General features: G+C 71.6%; 16 protein-coding genes. 9 read left to right on the forward strand and 7 right to left on the reverse strand.

Annotated elements, in window-relative coordinates; all coding sequences use genetic code 11:
• The first annotated feature begins 75 nt into the window (after window positions 1–75).
• A complete protein-coding gene (locus AC5Y4Z_RS16975; RefSeq protein WP_499965626.1) occupies window positions 76–1,707 on the forward strand; it encodes an Hsp70 family protein in 1,632 nt (543 codons plus the stop codon).
• 12 nt (window positions 1,708–1,719) lie between these two features.
• Here AC5Y4Z_RS16975 and AC5Y4Z_RS16980 read toward each other — a convergent pair whose 3' ends face one another.
• From AC5Y4Z_RS16980 to AC5Y4Z_RS16990, 3 genes are all read right to left on the reverse strand, one after another.
• The gene (locus tag AC5Y4Z_RS16980; RefSeq protein WP_499965627.1) at window positions 1,720–2,097 is read right to left on the reverse strand and encodes a hypothetical protein; all 378 of its coding nucleotides are present in this window, start codon (window positions 2,095–2,097) and stop codon (window positions 1,720–1,722) included.
• A 69-nt stretch (window positions 2,098–2,166) separates the two neighbouring features.
• Window positions 2,167–3,267, reverse strand: a complete 1,101-nt coding sequence (locus AC5Y4Z_RS16985; RefSeq protein ID WP_499965628.1) for a class I SAM-dependent methyltransferase — start codon at window positions 3,265–3,267, stop codon at window positions 2,167–2,169.
• A gap of 13 nt (window positions 3,268–3,280) precedes the next feature.
• Entirely contained in the window at window positions 3,281–4,237 is a 957-nt protein-coding gene (locus tag AC5Y4Z_RS16990) for an SDR family oxidoreductase (RefSeq protein ID WP_499965629.1), read from the reverse strand.
• An 87-nt stretch (window positions 4,238–4,324) separates the two neighbouring features.
• Here AC5Y4Z_RS16990 and AC5Y4Z_RS16995 point away from each other — a divergent pair, with 87 nt between their 5' ends.
• Entirely contained in the window at window positions 4,325–5,056 is a 732-nt protein-coding gene (locus AC5Y4Z_RS16995; protein ID WP_499965630.1) for an SHOCT domain-containing protein, read from the forward strand.
• A gap of 87 nt (window positions 5,057–5,143) precedes the next feature.
• A complete protein-coding gene (locus AC5Y4Z_RS17000; RefSeq protein WP_499965631.1) occupies window positions 5,144–6,259 on the forward strand; it encodes a PE family protein in 1,116 nt (371 codons plus the stop codon).
• Between the two features lie 19 nt (window positions 6,260–6,278).
• Here the strand turns inward: AC5Y4Z_RS17000 and AC5Y4Z_RS17005 are convergent, their stop codons facing one another.
• On the reverse strand, window positions 6,279–6,902 hold the full coding sequence (locus AC5Y4Z_RS17005) for an MBL fold metallo-hydrolase (RefSeq protein ID WP_499965632.1): 624 nt from the start codon (window positions 6,900–6,902) through the stop codon (window positions 6,279–6,281).
• Window positions 6,902–7,987 (reverse strand): S-(hydroxymethyl)mycothiol dehydrogenase, encoded by a 1,086-nt coding sequence (locus tag AC5Y4Z_RS17010; protein ID WP_499965633.1) that lies wholly within the window; start codon window positions 7,985–7,987, stop codon window positions 6,902–6,904. The genes AC5Y4Z_RS17005 and AC5Y4Z_RS17010 overlap by 1 nt, the downstream gene beginning before the upstream one ends.
• A gap of 157 nt (window positions 7,988–8,144) precedes the next feature.
• Between AC5Y4Z_RS17010 and AC5Y4Z_RS17015 the strand changes: the two genes are divergently transcribed.
• The 3 genes from AC5Y4Z_RS17015 (at window position 8,145) to AC5Y4Z_RS17025 (ending at window position 10,649) form a co-directional block, all read left to right on the forward strand.
• On the forward strand, window positions 8,145–9,164 hold the full coding sequence (locus AC5Y4Z_RS17015) for a class I SAM-dependent methyltransferase (protein ID WP_499965945.1): 1,020 nt from the start codon (window positions 8,145–8,147) through the stop codon (window positions 9,162–9,164).
• Complete coding sequence (locus tag AC5Y4Z_RS17020) at window positions 9,161–9,991, forward strand: serine hydrolase domain-containing protein (protein WP_499965634.1); 831 nt, start codon at window positions 9,161–9,163, stop codon at window positions 9,989–9,991. The genes AC5Y4Z_RS17015 and AC5Y4Z_RS17020 overlap by 4 nt, the downstream gene beginning before the upstream one ends.
• A gap of 145 nt (window positions 9,992–10,136) precedes the next feature.
• Window positions 10,137–10,649, forward strand: a complete 513-nt coding sequence (locus AC5Y4Z_RS17025) for a DUF3145 domain-containing protein (RefSeq protein ID WP_499965635.1) — start codon at window positions 10,137–10,139, stop codon at window positions 10,647–10,649.
• Here AC5Y4Z_RS17025 and AC5Y4Z_RS17030 read toward each other — a convergent pair.
• Both AC5Y4Z_RS17030 and AC5Y4Z_RS17035 read right to left on the reverse strand, forming a co-directional pair.
• Window positions 10,630–11,544 (reverse strand): diacylglycerol kinase, encoded by a 915-nt coding sequence (locus tag AC5Y4Z_RS17030; protein WP_499965636.1) that lies wholly within the window; start codon window positions 11,542–11,544, stop codon window positions 10,630–10,632. The two genes, AC5Y4Z_RS17025 and AC5Y4Z_RS17030, sit on opposite strands and share 20 nt — an antisense overlap.
• On the reverse strand, window positions 11,541–13,121 hold the full coding sequence (locus tag AC5Y4Z_RS17035) for an FAD-binding oxidoreductase (protein WP_499965946.1): 1,581 nt from the start codon (window positions 13,119–13,121) through the stop codon (window positions 11,541–11,543). Before AC5Y4Z_RS17035 ends, AC5Y4Z_RS17030 begins: the two co-directional genes overlap by 4 nt.
• 47 nt (window positions 13,122–13,168) lie before the next feature.
• Here AC5Y4Z_RS17035 and AC5Y4Z_RS17040 point away from each other — a divergent pair, with 47 nt between their 5' ends.
• From AC5Y4Z_RS17040 to AC5Y4Z_RS17050, 3 genes are read left to right on the forward strand one after another with little or no spacing between them, the layout of a single operon-like run.
• Window positions 13,169–13,738 (forward strand): TetR/AcrR family transcriptional regulator, encoded by a 570-nt coding sequence (locus tag AC5Y4Z_RS17040; protein ID WP_499965637.1) that lies wholly within the window; start codon window positions 13,169–13,171, stop codon window positions 13,736–13,738.
• A complete protein-coding gene (locus AC5Y4Z_RS17045) occupies window positions 13,726–15,249 on the forward strand; it encodes a glycerol-3-phosphate dehydrogenase/oxidase (protein WP_499965948.1) in 1,524 nt (507 codons plus the stop codon). Before AC5Y4Z_RS17040 ends, AC5Y4Z_RS17045 begins: the two co-directional genes overlap by 13 nt.
• A gap of 23 nt (window positions 15,250–15,272) precedes the next feature.
• A complete protein-coding gene (locus AC5Y4Z_RS17050) occupies window positions 15,273–15,875 on the forward strand; it encodes a TetR/AcrR family transcriptional regulator (protein WP_499965638.1) in 603 nt (200 codons plus the stop codon).
• Window positions 15,876–15,881: the final 6 nt, after the last annotated feature.

Here is a 15,881-nt window from a genome sequence, read left to right on the forward strand (position 1 = left end):
AGCTAACGCTTGGATGGGCAATAGCTTCTGGCGGCACAATTGGCTCGGGCGCCGCCGATACGGGGGATTGAACAGATGGCCGACAGAGCGAGGACCGCGCTGGGCTTGTCGATCGGCGCGACCAACCTGGCGGCCGCGGCCGCTGACGTCGCGATCACCCGCAAGCCCGTCCTCACCCTCTACCGCCAGCGCCCGCCCGAGGTCGGCGTGCCCTCGGAAAACCCCAGGCTGGACGAGCCGGGCGTGGTGGTCAGCGACTTCGTGGACCGGGTCGGGGATCCGGTGGGCATCGTGGCGGCCGACGGCTCGGCGCACCGCAGCGAGGCCCTGGTCGCCGACGGGCTGCGCGCCCTGGCCTACGCCGCCACCGGCGGGCGGCCCCTGCCCGACGAGGTGGCGGTGACCTACCCGGCCCACTGGTCCGCCGCGTCCGTGGAGGCGATGCGCGGCGCGCTGGGGCGGGTGTCGGAATGGTCGAACCGCGCGCGGCCGCCGCTGCTGATCCCCGACGCGGCGGCGGCGCTGTTCGCGGCGCGGGCCAATCCGGGCCTGCCCGACCGCGGGACCGTGGCCGTGTGCGATTTCGGCGGCAGCGGCACCAACCTCACGCTGATGCGCGCGGCCGGCGAGGCCGTGGCGCCGACCGTGCGGTATCACGACTTCTCCGGCGACATGATCGACCAGACCCTGTTGACCGTCGTCATGTCCCACCTGTCGAAGACGATCGGCTCGCTGAGCCGGCTGCGCAACGGCTGCCGCAGGGCCAAGGAGCAGCTGTCGTCGAGCACGGTGACCACCGTCGCCGAGGAGTTGCCCGGGATGCGCGACGCCCTGCGGCTCACTCGCGACGAGCTCGACGAGGCGATCCGCGCGGCGCTGAACAGCTTTGTGGCGGTGTTCGACGATGCGTTGCGGCGCAACGGCGTTCGCGATCTGGCCGCGGTGGTTTCGGTGGGCGGCGGGGCGAACATCCCGGCGGTGACGACGACGTTGTCGGGGCATTTCCGTGTCCCGGTGGTCACGACCCGGCGCCCGCATCTGGCGGCCGCGGTCGGCGGCAGCCTGCGCGCGGCGCAGGGCCCCGGCGATGACGGCCCCACCGTGCTGATCCCGGTCGCCACGCCCGCGACGGCGCCGGCGCCGATGCTGACCCGGCCCGCTTCGGTCGCGACCGCCGAGGCGCCGGCGCTCGACACGTCCGCGATGGCCTGGCCGACGGGCCGCATGTCCGCCCGGCCCGCGGTCGAACCCGAGCAGCCGGATCCCCCGGTCGAAGAGAAGAAGGCCCGGCGTCGCCTGCCCGCCGTGCTGGTCATCGGCGCCTTGGCGGCGCTGCTGCTGGCGGGCGCCGCGGCGGCGATCGGGCTGGGCTCCGGGGACCGCCCGGTGACGACGCCGACATCGAGCACCACGGTGCCGAGACCTGCGATGCCGCCCCCGCCGCCGCCGTCCAGCGTCGAGGAAAGCCCCCCGCCCGCGCCGCAAACCGCGGAAACGCCCGCACCGCCGGCGGCTCAGCAGGAAACGGTCGCGCCCGCACCGACGGGCACCCCGGCCGCCAAACCGGCGCCGCCCCGGCTCCCGCCGCTGCCACGCATCCCCGAGATTCCCGAGCTGACGGACCTCCCGCCGATCCCCGGGATCAACGAGCCGATCCCCGGGTTTCCTGAAATCCCGACGCTGGTCAGCCAGCTCGGCCCGCGCTGAAAGGCTTGCGGCTCAGCTCTTTTCGCCCTTGTTGTCGGCGGCGGCAGCCTCGCGCAGCTGCTCGTTGAGGGCCTTGTCCTTCTCGACCTGTTCCTTGTACGCTTCCTCGTCCCGGTCGCTGTCGGCCCCGGCGTCGGCGCCCTCGGGCGACTCGCTCTTCGGGTTGCCCTCGTCGTCCAGCCAGTCGTTGACGGCCGTGCCCGTGACCATCGCTCCGGAGCCCGGCAGCACCAGGGTGGGCCGGTCCTCGTAGGCCGTCATCATCTCGGCGGCCTTCTTCTTGTCGTCCTCGTCCGGCTCCGGCTTTTCGGTCGGCTGCCGGTCTTCGGCCTCGTCGGTTGCCTGCTGGTCGTCTTCTTGACCAGGCGCTTTGTCGTCCTGCACGCTCATGCACGTACCCCCTCCGGAGTCGCAGTATCCCTCGGGGTTACCCGCTGCGGCGTTGTGCCGAAACTCTCGTCAGCGCGGGCGTTTGACCAGCACCACGGAGGCGAGCGGAATCCGCATCGGCTCGGGCGCGCCCGCCAGGCGCGCGGCGACGGCCGCCTCCAACCGGTCGACGAAGTCCGCGGCCCGCGGATCGTCGGCGCCGCCGTCCAGCCCGCCAGCCAGGGCCCCGAACAGCGCGGCGCGCGCGAACGCCGCCCACTGCGCGCCGAAAGCCGGTGCGTCGTCGTCGGTTTGGAGCCGGGCCCAGAATCGGTCCTCGGCGTTGAACGTCTCGAGGTGTTCGATGGTCAGGCTTTCGAACCGCCCGCTGGGCGCGAACGGGGCGCGAAAGTCCTTCTCGCTGCGGGCAAATGTGGGAATGGCCAGGCGGCGCAGCTCGTCGTCGCCGAGCAGGCCGTCGCGCGCCAGATCGGCCAGCGCGGCGACGATCGCCTCGAGGAGCGGCCGGAAGCCGGGCGTGCCGTCCTCGTCGACGGCCAGCGTCAGCACCACCAGGCGCCCCTCGGGGGCCAGCTCCCGCCCGCGGAACGCCACGAAGTCGTGCCAGTCCAGGGCGGCCTGGTGGGCATAGGCCGCGCGGGCCGCGTCGTCGTCGCTGTAGGCGACGTGGACGTGATCGGACAGCTCGCACGGGATCCGGCTGACCCACTGGGTCGCCCACGACGTCCAGCCGAGGTTGACCGTGTTGGACGGCACGATCTGCGAGTAGAACGACCGGCCGATCGCCGAGGCGAAACTCTTTGCGTCCGTGTGCAAATAGCTGTCCGGGTCGTCGGTCAGGGTCTTAAACAGCGCCGTGAAATCGTTGTCCGGCACGTCGGTGTGCGTCACCAGTATCGCGTGGTCGGCGCGGGTGCGCCGGCGGAGCACCGCGATGCCCGCCGACAGCGGCTTCAGCGAGTTGTGCCCGTTGGCCGCGCCGTAGTCGGCGACGACGATCGGCTGCGGGGCCTTGGGTAGCGGCACCTGTTCGGCGGCTTGCTCGAACAATGCGATGGCGTGGGCCAGGCCGGCGGCCTGCAGCCGCGACGACTGGGTGTAGGTCGCGCTGGCCGGCGTCTCGGGCCGGACCACGATGCTCGACTCGGGCAGACGAGATTCCGGCCGCATGGGCCAACGATAGTCAGTCGGGCTTCGGGTAGCTGACACCGGTGAGCTGCTCGGACAGCTCCCACAGCCGCCGGCAGTCGTCCTCGTTGCCGGCGCGCGCGGGCACCTTGGCCGGCCTGACCCCGCCGCCGGCCAACTCGCCGACGCCGCGGGGGCCGTAGAAGACGCCGCCCTCGGCGCGCGGGGCGGCCGCCGCGTACAGCGCCGGCAGGATGCCCTCGTCGATCTCCTGCCACAAGAACGGCGTGAAGCGCCAGGACGCCTTGTACAGCCGCTCCATCAGCGCGGGCCGTTCGCGGCCGTGCGAGGGCCCGCTGATCTGCAGGTTGGTCTTGGTCAGGCCGGGGTGCGCGGCGTTGGACACGATGCCCCAGCCGGCCGCGCGGCTGCGCCGGTCCAGCTCGAGGGCGAACATCAACACCGCCAGCTTGGACTGCCCGTAGGCCGACATCGCGGCGTAGGACTTCTCGAATTGGGGGTCGTCGAAGTGGATCTTGCCGCTTTGGCGGGCCGCGAGGCTGCTCAGCGAGACGACGCGGGCCCCCTGCGCGGCGCGCAACAGCGGCAGCACGTGTCCGGTGAGCGCGAAGTGCCCGAGATGGTTGCTGCCGAACTGCAATTCGAAGCCGTCGGCGGTGGTGTCGCGTTCCGGTGGCGTCATGACGCCGGCGTTGTTGATCAGGATGTCGATCGGGCGGCCCTCGGCGTTGAGCTGCTCGCCCAGCGCGGCGACCGACGCCAGCGACGACAGGTCGAGGGATTTGATGCTCAGCTTGGCGTCGCGAACCGATTGGCGGATTTCGTCGATCGCCTTTTCCCCTTTGGCGCGGTTGCGGATCGCCATCACGACGTCGGCGCCGGCGGCGGAAAGCCGGCGGGCGAGCCCGAATCCCAGCCCGCTGTTGGCCCCGGTGACGATTGCCAGCTTGCCCGACAGGTCGGGAACGGTGGCGACGAGATCGTTGGCCATGCGTATCACTCCTTTAATAGGGATGCACCGCGTCCTAGTGTGCGCTTTTGTGTCGCCTTGACGACAGCGCGGTGACACACTGCTTGGATGACCAGCAGACGGCTCGCCAAGATCTCGCTGGCCGCCGCCGTCGTGATGATGGTGGTGTCGGTGGGCGGCTTCATCACCGCGCTGGTGCTCAACGCGTTCGTTCTGGACAAGTACAACGCCTACGGCGAGGTGCCGATCCCGGGGTCGGCCAACCTGAACCTGCCCGCCGGCGAGGTCACCGTCAGCCTGCACACCGTCGTGATCGGCGGCGGCCGCGGCGGGCTGCCGGTGCCGCCGCTCGGGGTCACGATCGCCCCGCCAGAGGGCGTCGCGCAGCCCGCGGTGACCGAAAGCGTCGGCAGCACAACGACGGTCAACAACGACGCGCACGTGCGGGTGTGGGTGGCCCAGATCCCGGCCAGCGGCACCTACACCGTCACCACCGACGGCCAGGTCAACGGGTACATCAACCCGCGACTGGCCTTCGGCCACAAGAGTTCCTACGGCTTTGTGGTCTGGCTGTTCGTCGGCCTGTTCGTGGTGGGGCTGATCGACTCGATCGTGTCGGGTGTGTGGCTTTCGCGCAAGCGGCGCCGAGCGGTGGTGGCCGCCACGCCGTACCGGGTGCCCGGCGCGCCGGGGGTGGTGCCCGCCGCCGTGGCGTACGAGCCCGGCGATGAGGGAGTGCGCCTGGAGCGGCTTAAAACTCTTGCGTCGCTGCGGGATTCGGGGGCGCTGACGCCGGAGGAGTTCGAGGCCGAGAAACGCCGCATCCTCGAGGGGCATTAGGCGCCCCAAAAGTCGGCTTCTGAGCCCTAGGATGTCGGTCCCGACCGCGCTAGGCTCTGGGTTGGCAGCGGGATTGGGAGCTGGCTCATGTCGCACGTGACAACAACGCCGCACATGCTGGCGGCCGCGGCCGCGGATTTGGCCTCGGTCGGTTCGACGATCAACGCGGCCAATGCGAACGCCGCAGCCGGGACCGGGGGAGTGTACGCCCCGGGCGCCGACAGCGTCTCTGCGTTCATTGCGGGGCTGTTCGCCGCGCACGCGCAGGCCTATCAGGCCGCCAGCGCCCAGGCGAACTCCTTCCACGATCGGTTTGTGCAGGCCCTGCAGGAGAGCGCGGGAACCTATGCCAACGCCGAGGCCGCCAACGCGGCGCCCCTGGACAAGGTGGCGGGCATGATCAACGCCTCCGCCGGGCACCTGACCGGCAGCGGCGCTGGCACCGCCCACCAAGGCGGCATGGGCGCGCCGGTGCCCGGCGGCCCCGCGGGTGGGGCCGGCGGCGGCAACCCGGCGGGCGTCGGCCCATCCGGCGCGGACGCCCACCCGGGGGCGCCCGGTGGACCGCAAGCGGCAAATGCCGGCGGCGCCAACGGTGTCCCCACCGGCGACGGCGGTGCGCCCGCGGGCGCGACGGGCGGGGGCGGCGTCGCCGACCCCGGTGGTGTCGCCGCCGCCGCCAGCGTTCCGGCCGGTTGGGGACCGGTAGCGCCGGCGGCGGCGCCTGGCCCGGCGATGCCGCACCTGGCGACGCCGCCGCCCGCGCCCCCCGTCATCGGGGGCGGCTACCCGGCCGCGGCGGGTCTGGCCGCGCCGGGCATGGTCGGCCCTTCCGGCGATTCCGCCGGCATCGGCGGCTTGGCCGAACCGGTGGCACCCGCGGCCTCCACCGTGGCAGCAGCCCCGGCCGCCCCGCCGCCAATCCCGACGGCTCCCAAGGGGCAACCGCTGCACCAGAACAACCCGGCGCACCCGGGTGATCCGGCGCACCCGGCCCATCCCGACCACGACAAAGCGGCGTTGCCGGTGCCGCTACTCAGGCTGCGCATACCAAGCCTGCGGGGGTTGCGCCGACGCCTGCGCTCGGGACTTCGGGACAAAGAGGAATGGCGGGAGGAACTTCGCGAGGCCGCCAGGAGCAAGCCGTGGGGGCGCGAGGAACTGCTGGGCGCCCTCGGCCTTCGGCCGCCCGGCGACGCATAGCCGTTCGCCGGCAACGTATTCAGTGCCCGCGGGCCACCCACTCCTCGTAGTGGACGATCTCCTCGCCGACGGTGGTGTCGTCGCCGTGGCCCGTGTGCACGACGGTGTCGCCGGGCAGCTTGCCCAGCCGCTCCTTGATGGACTGCAGGATGGTCGGGAAGTCGGAATACGAGCGGCCCGTCGCGCCCGGGCCGCCGGCGAACAGGGTGTCGCCGCTGAACAGCACGCCCAGCTCGGGCGCATACCAGCACACCGATCCCGGGGAGTGGCCTGGGGTGTGCAGCGCCTGCAGGGTCGCGCCGCCCACGCACAGCGTCTCGCCGTCGGAGATGGTGCGGAACTCCTTGTCCGGGTGCGTCATTCGCCACAGCACGTCGTCGCCGGGGTGCAGCAACACCGGCGCGTCGAGCGTCTCGCCGAGCTCGGGGGCCACGGTGACGTGATCGTTGTGGCCGTGCGTGCACACCACCGCCACCACATGACGGCCGGCGACGGCCTCGACGATCGGCGCCGCGTCGTGGGCGGCGTCGAACACGACGACGTTGGAGTTGTCGCCGATCAGCCAGATGTTGTTGTCGACTTCCCAACTGCCGCCGTCGAGTTCGAAGGTGCCGTGGGTGACTACGCGGTCGATGTTCACCATCAGAGCATCACCACCGAGCGCAGCACCTTGCCGCCGTGCATCTTGTGGAAGGCCTCCTCGATGTCGTCGAGCCCGATGCGCTCGGAGACGAACTTGTCCAGCGGCAGCCGGCCCTGCAGGTACAAATCGATGAGCGTGGGGAAGTCGCGCTCGGGCAGGCAGTCGCCGTACCACGAGGACTTCAGCGACCCGCCGTGGCTGAAGAAGTCGACCAGCGGCATCTCCAGTTGCATGTCGGGGGTCGGAACACCAACCAGCACAACGGTTCCGGCGAGGTCGCGGGCGTAGAAGGCCTGCTTCCAGGTCTCGGGCCGGCCGACGGCGTCGATGACCACGTTGACACCGAAGCCCTCGGTGAGGTCCTGGATCGTCTTCACGACGTCGAACTCGCGGGCGTTGACGGTGTGGGTGGCGCCGAACTTGCGGGCCAAGTCCAGCTTGGTGTTGTCGGTGTCCACCGCGATGATCTGGCGGGCCCCGACCAGTGCGGCCCCGGCGATCGCGGCGTCGCCCACGCCGCCGCACCCGATCACCGCGACGGTGTCGTCACGGGTCACTGCCCCGGTGTTGATGGCCGCACCCAGCCCGGCCATCACGCCGCAGCCCAGCAGGCCGGCGACCGCCGGGTCGGCGCGGCGGTCGACCTTGGTGCACTGACCGGCCGCCACCAGCGTCTTGTCGGCGAACGCCCCGATGCCCAGCGCCGGTGTCAGCTCGGTGCCGTCGGTCAGCGTCATCTTCTGTTCGGCGTTGAACGTGTCGAAACACAGGTGCGGGCGGCCGCGCTTGCAGGCCCGGCACTGCCCGCACACGGCGCGCCAGTTCAGGATCACGAAATCGCCGGGCTCGACGGCCGTCACGCCCGGCCCGACGGCCTCGACGGTGCCGGCGGCCTCGTGGCCGAGCAGGAACGGATACTCGTCGTTGATGCCGCCCTCGCGGTAGGTCAGGTCGGTGTGGCACACCCCGCAGGCGATGATGTCGACGACCGCCTCGCCCGGTCCCGGGTCCGGGATGACGATGTCGACCAGCTCGACGGGTTCGCCCTTCTTGCGTGAAATCACTCCGCGCACTGTCTGACTCATGGCGTCCAACCTACTGTTGGGCGGCGTCGAGTCTGCGCTCAGATCGCCCGCCGAGGGCGAAATGCACGCTCTGAGCGCAGGCTCGGCGCAGAACCACGTGGGTGTAGCGTCGCTCAACGTGACGGCACCTGAGAGCACCGAAGAATTCGCCGCACGCATGGTCGCGGCCGTCGACGGAGCGAGCCTCACCATCCTGCTGAGCATCGGGCACCAGACCGGCCTGCTGGACGCGCTGGCCAACCTGCCGTCGGCCACCAGCGCGCAGCTCGCCGAGGCCGCCGGCCTCAACGAGCGCTACGTGCGGGAGTGGCTGGCCGGGATGACCACCGGGCACGTCGTCGACTACGACCCCGCCGCCGGCACCTACTCGCTGCCCGCGCACCGCGCCGCCGCGCTGACGCGCGCGGCCGGGCCGGCCAACCTGGCGCTGGTGGCGATGTTCCTGCCGCAGCTCGGCGAGGTCGAGCAGAAGATCATCGGCTGCTTCAGGGAGGGCGGCGGCCTGCCGTACAGCGAATTCCCGCGCTTTCACGCGCTGATGGCCGAGCAGAGCGCCGCGGTGTTCGACATCGCGCTCGTCGACGTCGTGCTGCCGTTGGTCGACGGCCTGCCCGACCGGCTGCGCGCCGGCGCCGACGTGGCCGACTTCGGCTGCGGCAGCGGCCACGCGATCAACGTGATGGCCCGGGCGTTTCCGGCCAGCCGGTTCACCGGCATCGACTTCTCCGAGGCGGCCATCGCGACCGGCGCCGCCGAGGCGGCCCGCCTCGGCCTGACCAACGCCGCCTTCGAAAGCCACGACCTGACGCGGCTGGACAAAAGCGAGGCCTACGACGTCATCACCGTGTTCGACGCCATCCACGACCAGGCGCAGCCGGCGCGGGTGCTGGAGAACATCTACCGCGCGCTGCGACCCGGCGGGGTCTTCCTGATGGCCGACATCAAGGCGTCGAGCCGGCTCGAGGAGAACGTCGACGTCCCGATGAGCACCTACCTCTACACCGTGTCGCTGATGCACTGCATGACGGTGTCGCTGGCGCTGGGCGGCGCGGGACTGGGCACCGCGTGGGGCACGCAGCTGGCCACCTCGATGCTCGCCGACGCCGGGTTCGACGACGTCGCGGTGGTCGAGATCGAGTCCGACCCGATCAACAGCTACTACATCGCGCGGAAGTGACGGCCGCATCCGAAGCTCTGGCCGTTGTCGCTGACTGGCCGGTGCCCAACGTCGCCGCCGCGGTCGTCGGGCCCGGCGGCGTGCTGGCCAGCCACGGTGACACCGGGCGGGTCTTCGAGCTGGCCTCGGTCACCAAGCCGCTGGTGGCCCGCGCCGCGCACGTCGCCGTCGAGGAGGGCGTCGTCGAGCTGGACACCCCGGCCGGCCCGCCCGGGTCCACGATCCGCCACCTGCTGGCGCACGCGTCGGGCCTGGCCATGCACTCCGATCGGGTGCTGGCCAAGCCCGGGACCCGGCGGATGTATTCCAACTACGGCTTTGCCGTGCTGGCCGAGAAGGTGGAGGCCGAGTCGCGGATCGAGTTCGGCCGCTACCTCGCCGAGGCGGTGTGCGAGCCGCTCGGCCTGGCGGCGACCCGGCTGGACGGCGGCTGTGCGGCCGCGGGGTTCGGCGCGACCTCGACGGTCGCCGACCTGGCGGTGTTCGCCGGCGAGCTGCTGCGCCCGTCGACGGTCTCGGCCCAGCTCCACGCCGAGGCCACCACGGTTCAATTCCCCGGCCTGGACGGCGTGCTGCCCGGGTACGGCCAGCAGCGGCCCAACGACTGGGGCCTGGGATTCGAGATCAAAGACGCGAAGACGCCGCACTGGACCGGCGCGCGCAACTCGGCGCGCACGTACGGCCATTTCGGCCAGTCGGGGGGCTTCATCTGGGCGGATCCCGACGCCGACCTGGCGCTGGTGGCCCTCACAGACCGTGATTTCGGCGAATGGGCGCTGGGCCTGTGGCCGGCGGTTTCCGACCTGGTAATAGCCGCCAACATGTGAATACGGCTAAATTCACGGTGCACCCTAGCGCAACAGGGGCATCACGAGGCACAATAGACACGCACGACACACAAATTTTTCTGTTCACACGGAAACCACCAGGTCGTTGGGGAAGACGTCCCTCGTGGAACCGAAGGAGCAGGAGATGCGTGCGTCGAACCAATTCGCCGACGTGACGACAGGCGTGGTGTACGTCCATGCCTCGCCCGCGGCGGTCTGCCCGCATGTCGAGTGGGCGCTCTCGTCGACCCTGCAGTCCAAGGCCAACCTGGTGTGGACCCCGCAACCGGCGATGCCCGGGCAACTGCGCGCGGTCACCAACTGGGTCGGCCCGGTGGGCACCGGCGCCCGGCTGGCCAACGCGCTGCGCTCCTGGTCGGTGCTGCGGTTCGAGGTCACCGAGGACCCCAGCCCGGGCGTCGACGGCCACCGGTTCAGCCACACCCCGCAGCTCGGTCTGTGGAGCGGGTCGATGAGCGCCAACGGCGACGTCATGGTCGGCGAGATGCGGCTGCGCGCGATGATGGCCCAGGGCGCCGACACGCTGGCCGCCGAGCTGGACACGGTGCTGGGCACGGCGTGGGACGAGGCGCTCGAGGTGTATCGCGACGGCGGCGACGCCGGCGAGGTGACCTGGCTCAGCCGCGGCGTCGGGTAAGGATCCGCAGCGCCGCCGGAACCACCGAGATCTCGGCGGGCAGCGGGCAGGCGAAGTCGCCGTCGGCGTAGACGTTGATGCCGGGGCACTCGACGTGGACGGACTTGGCGCGGGCGGTGGTCACCTCGTCGAGGTCGACGTGGGTGCCCTTCATGACGGTGGGGAAGAGGCGAACGAGCTTGGCGCGTGACGCCGAATGCGCCATGGTGATGTCGAGCAGGCCGTCGGCGGGATCGGCGTTGGGGCAGATCAGCATTCCGCCGCCATAGCTGCGGGTGTTGCCGAAGGCCGCCAGCGTGATGTCGCCGTCGATCTCGCGGGTTTCGTCGAGCACCATCCGGAACGGCAGCAGCCGCAGCTGGGAGAGCTCGGCGAGCATCGCCACGTAGTAGCGCAACCGCCCGTGCGGCCAGCTCATCCGGTTGGCCCGGTCGGTCACCAGGGAGTCGAAACCGGCGGCGGCGACGGTGCCGAAATACTTGGTGGCGCCTTGGGCGTCGCGGATCCGGCCCAGGTCAATGGTTTCCGTCCATCCGTCGACGACGACGTCCGCGGCGGCCTCGGGATCCTTTGTGGGAATGCGGAATTCGCGCGCGTGGTCGTTGCCGGTGCCGGCCGGGACGATGCCCAGCGGGACGTCGGTGCCCGCCAGCACCTGCAGAGCGTTGGAGACGACGCCGTCGCCGCCGGTGACCATCACCGCGTCGGTGCCCCGGTCGAGTTCGGCGGCGACGAGGTGGCGCGCGTCCTGCGCGTCGTCGCCGATGATCTCGGTGACCTGCACGCCGCGCCGGTGCAGCCGGGCGATCGCAAGTTGTGCGGCGCGTATCGCGGCGCCGTGCCCCGAGGCGGGATTGGTCAGCGCGGTGACCTTGCCGATCTCTCGTGTGGTCACGGAATCAGCTTGCCGGGGTTGAGGATTCCGGCCGGGTCGAGGGTCGCCTTGACCGCGCGCAGCACCTGCACGCCCAGCTCGCCGACCTCGTCGCGCATCCACGGCCGGTGGTCGGCGCCGACGGCGTGGTGGTGCGTGATGGTTCCGCCGTTGGCGACGATCGCGTCCGAGGCAGCCTTCTTGGCCTTTTGCCATTGTTCGATCGGGTTGCCGCGCTGCCCGGCGACGACGGTGAAGTACAGCGAGGCGCCGGTGGGGTAGACGTGCGAGATGTGGCACATCACCAGCGCCGGCGTGCCCGACGCGGCCAGCGCGTCCGTAAGCGCTTGGGTGACAGCGGCTTTCAGGGTGGGCACGTTCGACCAGTCGGTGGCCGTCTCGAGGGTCTCGCACAGCGCGCCCGCCGACAGCAGCGCGTCGCGCAGGTACGGTGCGCCGAACCGGCCCCGCTCCCACGCGCGCGCGGGCGCGTCGCCCAGCGACGTGCCGCCCTGGGCCGCCAGCAGCGCGCTGGTTTCGGCGTGCCGGCTCTCGACGTGCTCCGCGGTGCCCTCGAACACGGTGATGCCCAGGCACCCGCCGGTGATCTGGCTTTCGCCGATCGCCTCGGTGGTGGCGAGGTTGACCCCGGTCTCGGCCTCGTCGGAGAGCCGAATGACGGTGGGGCCGGCGGCGTTTTGGGTGACGGCGCGCAGGGCCGCGGCGCCGGTCTCGAAGTCGGGGAAGGACCACGCCTCGTAGCGCACGGCTTCGGGGATGCGGTGCACGCGCAGCCGCACCCGGGTGATGATGCCGAACGCGCCCTCCGAGCCGAGCAGCAACTGGCGCAGGTCGGGGCCCGCGGCCGAATCCGGGGCGCGGCCGAGGTCGAGGGTGCCGACGGGGGTGACCATCCGCAGCCCGCGCACCATGTCGTTGAACCGGCCGTAGCCCGCCGAGTCCTGGCCCGACGAGCGCGTCGCGGCGAAGCCGCCGATGGTGGCGTACTCGAAGCTCTGCGGGAAATGACCGAGCGAGAAGCCTTGTGCGCCTAAGAGTTCCTCGGCTCGCGGCCCGGTGAGGCCGGCCTCCAGCACGGCCTGGCCGGACACCTCGTCGAGCTCGACGAGCCGCTCGAGGCGGCGCAGGTCCAGCGACACCACGGCTTTGAACTCGCCGCGGCTGGGGTCGAGCCCGCCGACCACGCTGGTGCCGCCGCCGAACGGGATCACCGCGATGCGGTGCTCGGAGCAGTAGCGCAGGATCGCGCCGACGGCGTCGTCGTCGGCGGGGAGCAGCACGGCGTCGGGCGCGTCCTGCGGGCCGGTGGCTTTGCGTCGCAGCAGGTCGAGGGTGGACTTGCCCCCCGCGCGCAGCAGCCGGTCGCGGTCGCCGGTGCGGCAGTATTCGGCGCCGACGATGCGGGTCAGCGCGTCGGTGTCCGCCTTGGGCAGCGCCGACGGCGTCAGCCGCACCTGGTCGGCGTCGAGCTCGTGTCCGCCCGAATCCTCAAGCCCCACAGCCTGTTTCAGCAGTGCGCGGATGCCCTCGGACAGCGGCTTGGCCGCGGCGGGGTCGCCCCACGCGTCCCATTTCATCGGCGGGAGGAGTTGCTCCGGATGCGTCATGCGTTACAGTATTACACATGCTGTCAATCAGTAACGCGCCAGTGGACACCGGGGACCGGATTTTGGCGGCCGCGGCCAGCTGTGTGGTCGACTTCGGGGTGGACCGGGTGACCCTGGCCGAGATCGCGCGGCGGGCGGGCGTCAGCAGGCCGACCGTGTACCGCCGCTGGCCGGACACCAAGTCGATCGTGGCGGCGCTGCTGACCCAGCGCATCACCGGCGTGGCGCGCGACGCGCCGTTGCTCGGCGACGACCGCGAATCCCTGGTGCGGCAGATCGTTACGGTCGCCGACCTGCTGCGCCGTGACGACCTGGTGATGTCGGTGCTGCACTCGCAGCTGGCGCCCGTCTACATCACCGAACGCCTCGGCACCAGCCAGCAGATGCTGATCGACGCCCTGGCCGAACGGCTGCGCGCCGCCCAGCGCCACGGCAGCGTGCGCGCCGGCGACCCGCTGCAGATGGCCACCATGGTGCTGCTCATCACGCAGTCGACCATCCAGTCCGAACGCATCGTCCGGCCGATCCTGGACGCCGGCGCGCTGGCCACCGAACTCGGCCACGCACTGAACGGATACCTGTCGTGAACTCGTCGGCTTTGAACGCCGCGCGCCGCGCCGCCGACTTGGCCGCACTGGCCGACGGCGAGCCGGTCGACGTCGTCGTGATCGGCGGCGGCATCACCGGCGCCGGGATCGCGCTGGACGCCGCGTCCCGCGGCCTGCGGGTGGCGCTGGTGGAAAAGCACGACCTGGCGTTCGGCACTAGCCGCTGGAGCTCCAAGCTGGTGCACGGCGGCCTGCGCTACCTGGCGAGCGGCAACGTGGGCATCGCCCGGCGCAGCGCCATCGAGCGCGGAATCCTGATGACACGCAACGCCCCCCATCTCGTTCGCGCGATGCCGCAGCTGGTGCCGCTGCTGCCGTCGATGAGCCGCGGCTCGCGGGCGCTGGTGCGCGCCGGGTTCCTCGCCGGTGACGCACTGCGGGTCTTGGCGGGCACGCCGTCGTCGGTGTTGCCGCGATCGCGGCGGGTGTCGGCGCGGCGGGCGGTGGAGCTGGCGCCCACGGTGCGCCGTGACGGCCTCTCCGGTGGCCTGCTGGCCTACGACGGGCAATTGATCGACGACGCCCGGCTGGTCGTCGCGGTCGCGCGCACCGCGGCGCAGCACGGCGCCCGTGTTTTGACCTACGTCGAGGCCTCCGAGGCCACCGGCACCTCGGTGCGGTTGACCGATCGGCGCACGGGGGAGTCCTTCGAGGTGTCGGCCGGCGCCGTCATCAACGCGGCCGGGGTGTGGGCGGGCGAGATCGACGGGTCGCTGCGGTTGCGGCCCAGCCGCGGCACCCACCTCGTGTTCGACGCGGCCGCCTTCGGCAATCCGACTGCGGCCCTGACCATTCCGATTCCCGGCGAGCTGAACCGCTTCGTGTTCGCCATGCCCGAGCAGCTGGGCCGGGTCTACCTGGGGCTGACCGACGAGGCGGCGCCCGGCCCGATTCCCGACGTGCCGGAGCCGTCGCCGCAGGAGGTCGCGTTCCTGCTGGAGACGGTCAATACCGCCCTGGGCGCCGGGCTCTCGAGGGCCGACGTGATCGGCGCCTACGCCGGGCTGCGGCCGCTCATCGACACCGGCGAGGGCCGCACCGCCGACGTGTCGCGCGAGCACGCCGTCGTCGAGGCGCCGTCCGGCGTCATCAGCGTGATCGGCGGCAAGCTCACCGAATACCGCTACATGGCCGAGGATGTCCTGGATCGCGCCGTGCGCCTGCGGCATTTGCGCGCCGGGAAGTGCCGGACGCGGGATCTGCCGCTGATCGGGGCGCCCTCGGGGGCTGCCGTGCCGGTGGCGGGCCTGCCGGCCTCGCTGGTGGCGCGCTATGGCGCCGAGGCGGCCGACGTCGTCGCCAGCGCAACCCGCGACCGGCCGACCGACCCGGTCGCCGAGGGCATCGACGTGATTCGGGCCGAGTTCGAGTACGCGGTCACCCACGAGGGCGCGCTGGAGGCGTCCGACATCCTGGACCGGCGGACCCGCATCGGGTTGGTGGCAGCGGATCGGAAGCGGGTCGTCGAGGCGGCGCAGGAGTATCTTTAACGGAACTGAGTCGTATCGAGGAGGTGGCTTTGGTGGCTCGTGCATCGCGTCCGGGACGGCTGGACCGCTCGCTGGACGCGGCCATCCTGGACGCGGCGCTGGCCGGCGTGGCCGAACACGGTTATGACCGGTTGAGCATGGACGACGTCGCGTCGCGGGCCGGCGTCGGCAAGGCCGCGATCTACCGCCGCTGGCCGTCCAAGGCGGTCGTGGTCGCCGAGGCGATCGCCCACTGGAGGCGTCGGCGCGGACCCGTCGAGCCGCCCGACACCGGCAGCCTCGCCGGCGACATCGAGGCGCTGATCGCCGCGGTGCCGGACTTCAATGACGCTGAGCTGGACATGATTCAGGTGATCGTCGGGGTGGCGACGGCCGCGATGCGCGATCCCGTCCTGGCCGCCGCGCTGGACGACCTCGTGCTGTCGCCGCCGCGCCACATCGTGCGCAGCGTGCTCGACCATGCGGTGGCCCGCGGGGAGATCCCGGCCGGCCGGGACCTGAGCCTGATACCCGACGTGGCCCTGGGCCTCAACGTGCTGCGGGTGATAACCGGCCGGCCGACCGACCGCGTCTTCGTGCGGCGGGTGCTCGAAGACGTGATCCTGCCGCTGGCCGGCGCGAGCTAGGGTTTG

The organism is Mycobacterium sp. NGS63 (assembly GCF_059812295.1).

Excerpts from the sequence above, each read along its gene's own strand:
- AC5Y4Z_RS17035 (WP_499965946.1), bottom strand. The coding sequence starts at position 13,121 with ATGAAATGGGACGCGTGGGGCGACCCCGCCGCGGCCAAGCCGCTGTCC.
- AC5Y4Z_RS16975 (WP_499965626.1), top strand. The coding sequence starts at position 76 with ATGGCCGACAGAGCGAGGACCGCGCTGGGCTTGTCGATCGGCGCGACC.
- AC5Y4Z_RS16985 (WP_499965628.1), bottom strand. The coding sequence starts at position 3,267 with ATGCGGCCGGAATCTCGTCTGCCCGAGTCGAGCATCGTGGTCCGGCCC.
- AC5Y4Z_RS17005 (WP_499965632.1), bottom strand. The coding sequence starts at position 6,902 with ATGGTGAACATCGACCGCGTAGTCACCCACGGCACCTTCGAACTCGAC.
- AC5Y4Z_RS17025 (WP_499965635.1), top strand. The coding sequence starts at position 10,137 with ATGCGTGCGTCGAACCAATTCGCCGACGTGACGACAGGCGTGGTGTAC.
- AC5Y4Z_RS16990 (WP_499965629.1), bottom strand. The coding sequence starts at position 4,237 with ATGGCCAACGATCTCGTCGCCACCGTTCCCGACCTGTCGGGCAAGCTG.
- AC5Y4Z_RS17000 (WP_499965631.1), top strand. The coding sequence starts at position 5,144 with ATGTCGCACGTGACAACAACGCCGCACATGCTGGCGGCCGCGGCCGCG.
- AC5Y4Z_RS16980 (WP_499965627.1), bottom strand. The coding sequence starts at position 2,097 with ATGAGCGTGCAGGACGACAAAGCGCCTGGTCAAGAAGACGACCAGCAG.
- AC5Y4Z_RS17015 (WP_499965945.1), top strand. The coding sequence starts at position 8,145 with ATGGTCGCGGCCGTCGACGGAGCGAGCCTCACCATCCTGCTGAGCATC.
- AC5Y4Z_RS17040 (WP_499965637.1), top strand. The coding sequence starts at position 13,169 with ATGCTGTCAATCAGTAACGCGCCAGTGGACACCGGGGACCGGATTTTG.
- AC5Y4Z_RS16995 (WP_499965630.1), top strand. The coding sequence starts at position 4,325 with ATGACCAGCAGACGGCTCGCCAAGATCTCGCTGGCCGCCGCCGTCGTG.
- AC5Y4Z_RS17010 (WP_499965633.1), bottom strand. The coding sequence starts at position 7,987 with ATGAGTCAGACAGTGCGCGGAGTGATTTCACGCAAGAAGGGCGAACCC.